Origin of the sequence: Methylopila musalis, assembly GCF_042679725.1 — a bacterium.
GTDB classification, from domain to species: domain Bacteria; phylum Pseudomonadota; class Alphaproteobacteria; order Rhizobiales; family Methylopilaceae; genus Methylopila; species Methylopila musalis.
This window is the reverse complement of the sequence record NZ_JBHTMX010000245.1, coordinates 1-3,797: the sequence shown is the minus strand read 5'-3', so window position 1 is coordinate 3,797 and position 3,797 is coordinate 1. Positions and strand designations below refer to the sequence as shown.

The window sequence follows — 3,797 nt, the reverse complement described above, 5'->3', positions numbered from 1 at the left end:
CCGCTCGGCCCCTGCGACGGCGCGGCGCTGGTGCGCGACATCGCGGAAGCGCTGGCGGAGGGCGACGGCGAGGCCGCGCCGGTCGCCCGCAGGCTCGACCACATCCTGGCGACGGTCGCCTGCCACGGCTCGGTGCGGGCCGGACGCAAGCTGAAGCCGGACGAGATGAACGCGCTGCTGCGCGCCATCGAGGCCGAGCCCGCCGCCTCCACCTGCAATCACGGCCGGCCCACCTTCGTGCGCCTGTCGGTGGCCGATCTCGAAAAGCTGTTCGGCCGGCGCTGAACGCGCCGGCCGTCGTGGCGTGGGGTGTCCGCAGGCCGTCACAGGCCGCGCGTCACTCGGCGGAGATCGGCGTCTTCTCCACGGGGTCGTTCCGGGTCTTCCACAGCGAGACCCCGACGCCGCCGGCGATGAGCGCCAGGGTGACGCCGAGCGAGATCGCCGGATCGACCTTGCCGAAGAAGTGCGCCCAGAAGATCTTCGCGCCGATGAACACCAGCACCAGAGCGAGCGCGTATTTCAGATAGGCGAAGCGCTTCGCCATGGCCGCCAGCGCGAAGTAGAGCGCGCGCAGGCCGAGCACCGCCATGATGTTCGCCGTGAACACGATGTAGGTGTCGGTGGTGATGGCGAAGATCGCCGGCACCGAGTCGACCGCGAACACGAGGTCGGCGATGTTGATCACAACCAGCGCCAGGAACAGCGGCGTCGTCCACAGCACGAGCTTGCCGGTGGCCGGGTGCGGCTGGCGCACGAAGAAGCGCTCGCCATGCAGCTCCGGCGTCACGCGCATGCGCTTCGACAGCCAGCGGATGGCCTTGTTCTCGCCGATGTCGGCCTCTTCGTCGCCCGCGAACAGCATCTTCACGCCGGTGAAGGCGAGGAAGGCGCCGAAGACCAGCAGGATCCAGTCGTAGTCCTGCACCAGCGCCGCGCCGACGCCGATCATCAGGCCGCGCAGCACCAGCACGGCGAGGATGCCCCACACCAGCGCCCGGTACTGGTAACGCGCCGGGATCGCGAAATAGGCGAAGATCAGCGAGATGACGAAGACGTTGTCGATCGAGAGCGCCTTCTCGATCGCGTAGCCGGTGTAATAGTTCATGCCGGCTTCGGGGCCCATGGACCACCAGATGTAGCCGCCGAAGGCGACCGCGACGGCGATGTAGAACAGCGACAGCTTCAGGCTCTCGGCGACGCCGAGCTCCTTGCCCTTGCGGTTAAGCACGCCCAGGTCGAAGGCGAGCAGCACGCCCACGAGGGCGAGGAAGGCCAGCCACAGCCAGGCCGGCTTGCCGACAAGGTCGGCGAACAGGAAGGAAGGCGCGAGATCGGCGATCATGCGGCGTCAAGGTCCTCAAGGTGGAGGACGGCGGCGAGCGTCGACGCGGACGCTGCGCCACCGCCCCGGAACGGGGTTGGGTGGGCAGTCCGACATCGCGTTCTTTCACTCGAAGGAAAGGACGCCAGAGGGGCCCGGACCGATCTGACGGTCGGAAAAATGGAGCAGCGCGTGCGCTGCGGCAAGACCCCCACGCGCGGTTGACGCGACCGTGATCGGGCGCGCCCTCGCCTCGAGCCTCAGTAGAGCGTGGCGGCCATCAGCGCCGGCTGCCTGGCGTCATATTCCGCGCCGTCGATGGTCGCGCGCGAGATGTCGGTCAGGATGGCGCCGACGCTCGGGAGCTCGTGGCGGGCGACCCGCGCGCCGGGGCTCCACAGCTCCGAGCGCAGCAGCGCGCGGGCGCACTGGAAGTAGACGCTTCGGACCCGGATGCGCAGCACCGACCGGGGCGCCTGTCCGCCGACCGCGAAGCGCGCCAGCAGGTCCGGCCCGGCGAGTATCTCGGCGTCTCCGTTCACCCGCAGCGTCTCGTCGACGCCGGGGATCAGGAACAGCAGCGCGACGCGCGGATCCTCGACGATGTTGCGCAGGCTGTCGATGCGGTTGTTGCCGCGCCGGTCCGGCAGCAGCAGCGTGCGCTCGTCCTCGATGTGGACGAAGCCGGCGGCGTCGCCGCGCGGCGACGCGTCGAGCCCGCCCGGCCCGGCGGTGGCCAGCACCATGAAGGGCGATCGCTCGATGAACGGCCGGTAGAGCGGGTGAACGTGGTCCACCTCCTTGATCCGCGAGCGCGGAACCGGCGCGCCGTAGAGCGCGTCCAGCTCCGCGCCGGTGGTGACGCGCCCCTCGTCCCCGATCATCCGATGGTCTCTCCCCACAGCCCGAACAGGCATCCTGTCCGGAGGTTCAGGCGGCGCGCAAGGTGAAGCGCGGCGCATCGACGGTTGATTGCGCCGTCCCGCTCCCGCACACAAGAAAGTCCTTGCGATTCGCGAACGATCGAGGCCGCCATGCTCGAACAATCCGCCGCCGATCTGGTGATCCGCCTCGCCGCCGTCTACGCGCTGGCGGGCCTGTTCGCCGGGCTGACGCTGCTGGTGCTGCTCAGCGTCGTCCGGCTGGTGCAGATCCCGAAGCTGCTGCGCACCGCGCTCTACGCGGTCTATGCGCTCACCGCCGCGGGCCTCATCGCGGCCTGGGCGGCGGGCGCGCTGCAGCCGCCGGCGGCTGCCGCGAACCAGGTGGCGGCCGCGGCCGAGAGCGCCAAGGCCTTCGACGCCCGCAACAGCGCCATCGTGGCGGCGGATTCCGGGCAGGTGCCCGTCGGCCAGAGCGGCGTGGTCTACATCCAGGTGCCGGACATGGACGCCCGCTTCGCGGCGGAGGACCTGTGGCGCTCGCTGAAGGAGGCGGGCTTCCAGTCGCCCGGCATCGAGCTCATCACCGGCCGCTCGCCCTCGGAGCCGGAGGTGCGCTACTTCAACGACGCCGACCGCCCGCTCGCCGAGCAGGTGGCAGCGCTTGCGGCGAAACACGGGCTGAAGGGCTCGGTGGTCAAGACCATCGCCAACTACAAGGCGCCCCCCGGCCAGATGGAGTTCTGGTACCCGCGCTGAAACGCCCGCGCCGTCAGGTCTGGTCGTAGATGACCCACGCCCGGGCGCAGCGTCGGACGCCTCGGGCGGCGACAGCCCGCGCAGGTCGCCGACGGGCGTGTCGTCGTGGATCAGCCGGACGCCGCGCCGGCTCTCGGGCGCGTCGCGCTGCGGCAGCAGCCACAGATTTTAGAACAGCGGCAGCCGCCCGGGCTTCGGCAGGAGCGGGCTAAATCCCGGCTCCGCTGAGAGCGTCGCCAGATCGAACTGGCCGAGGACGGAGAGCGGCGTCGAGCGGTCGGCGGCGTCCGCGCCTTAGCCGCCCATTTCTCGGCCTCCACCTTACGCTCGTCCGGGCTGAGGCCCATGCCCAGAACGTCGGCGCCGCCGTCCTGCCCCTGCAGCTTCATCAGCGCGTCCACTCTCTCACGGGCGAGATCACGCCGACGCTGGTGGGTCTCGATCAACTTGCGGCTTTGCCCCCGACATCCAGGGCGTCGGAACGCCGGCGCACGACCCGGCGCGCCGGCAGGGACAGGGCGGCGGCCGCTCTCCCGCGCCGCACGATCGGCCACGGATTCCCACTCCCTATCGGTCACAGCCGTTCTGCGCCAGAACGCTCACGCCGCGCGCAGCAGCGTCACCCTGGTGTCGCCGTAGAGGCGGGTCTCCAGCGTCTCGAAGCCGTCGAGGGCGGGGCAGTCGGCGTCGGCCGCCTCCTCCCACACCGCGAGCGCCCCCGGCGACAGCCAGCCGCCGGCGCGGGCGGAGGCGAGCGCCTGCTCGCCGAGGCCCCGGCCATAGGGCGGATCGCAGAACACGAGATCGAACGGCGCCACGGTCCCGATCGGGCC

4 protein-coding genes and 1 pseudogene are annotated in these 3,797 nt (G+C 70.8%); 2 read left to right on the top strand and 3 right to left on the bottom strand.

The annotated features are described in order from the left end of the window. Positions 1 to 285 (top strand): annotated as a pseudogene (locus tag ACFQ4O_RS16035) (DNA mismatch repair endonuclease MutL); the annotation flags it as partial. 52 nt (positions 286 to 337) lie between these two features. Here ACFQ4O_RS16035 and ACFQ4O_RS16030 read toward each other — a convergent pair. Together ACFQ4O_RS16030 and ACFQ4O_RS16025 are read right to left on the bottom strand one after the other, a co-directional pair. Then, positions 338 to 1,345, bottom strand: coding sequence for a TerC family protein (locus tag ACFQ4O_RS16030; protein ID WP_378777128.1), 1,008 nt, complete (start codon positions 1,343 to 1,345; stop codon positions 338 to 340). A gap of 239 nt (positions 1,346 to 1,584) precedes the next feature. Then, positions 1,585 to 2,208, bottom strand: a complete 624-nt coding sequence (locus tag ACFQ4O_RS16025; protein WP_378777126.1) for a pyridoxamine 5'-phosphate oxidase family protein — start codon at positions 2,206 to 2,208, stop codon at positions 1,585 to 1,587. 150 nt (positions 2,209 to 2,358) lie between these two features. On the opposite strand from ACFQ4O_RS16025, the gene ACFQ4O_RS16020 reads away from it, so the two are divergent. Then, positions 2,359 to 2,964: a hypothetical protein gene (locus ACFQ4O_RS16020; RefSeq protein WP_378777123.1), complete on the top strand. Its 606-nt coding sequence runs from the start codon at positions 2,359 to 2,361 to the stop codon at positions 2,962 to 2,964. Positions 2,965 to 3,563: 599 nt separating this feature from the next. Here ACFQ4O_RS16020 and ACFQ4O_RS16015 read toward each other — a convergent pair. Next, a partial coding sequence (locus tag ACFQ4O_RS16015) for an RsmD family RNA methyltransferase (protein WP_378777121.1) occupies positions 3,564 to 3,797 on the bottom strand: 234 nt, incomplete at its 5' end.

Excerpts from the sequence above, each read along its gene's own strand:
- ACFQ4O_RS16030 (WP_378777128.1), bottom strand. The coding sequence starts at position 1,345 with ATGATCGCCGATCTCGCGCCTTCCTTCCTGTTCGCCGACCTTGTCGGC.
- ACFQ4O_RS16025 (WP_378777126.1), bottom strand. The coding sequence starts at position 2,208 with ATGATCGGGGACGAGGGGCGCGTCACCACCGGCGCGGAGCTGGACGCG.
- ACFQ4O_RS16020 (WP_378777123.1), top strand. The coding sequence starts at position 2,359 with ATGCTCGAACAATCCGCCGCCGATCTGGTGATCCGCCTCGCCGCCGTC.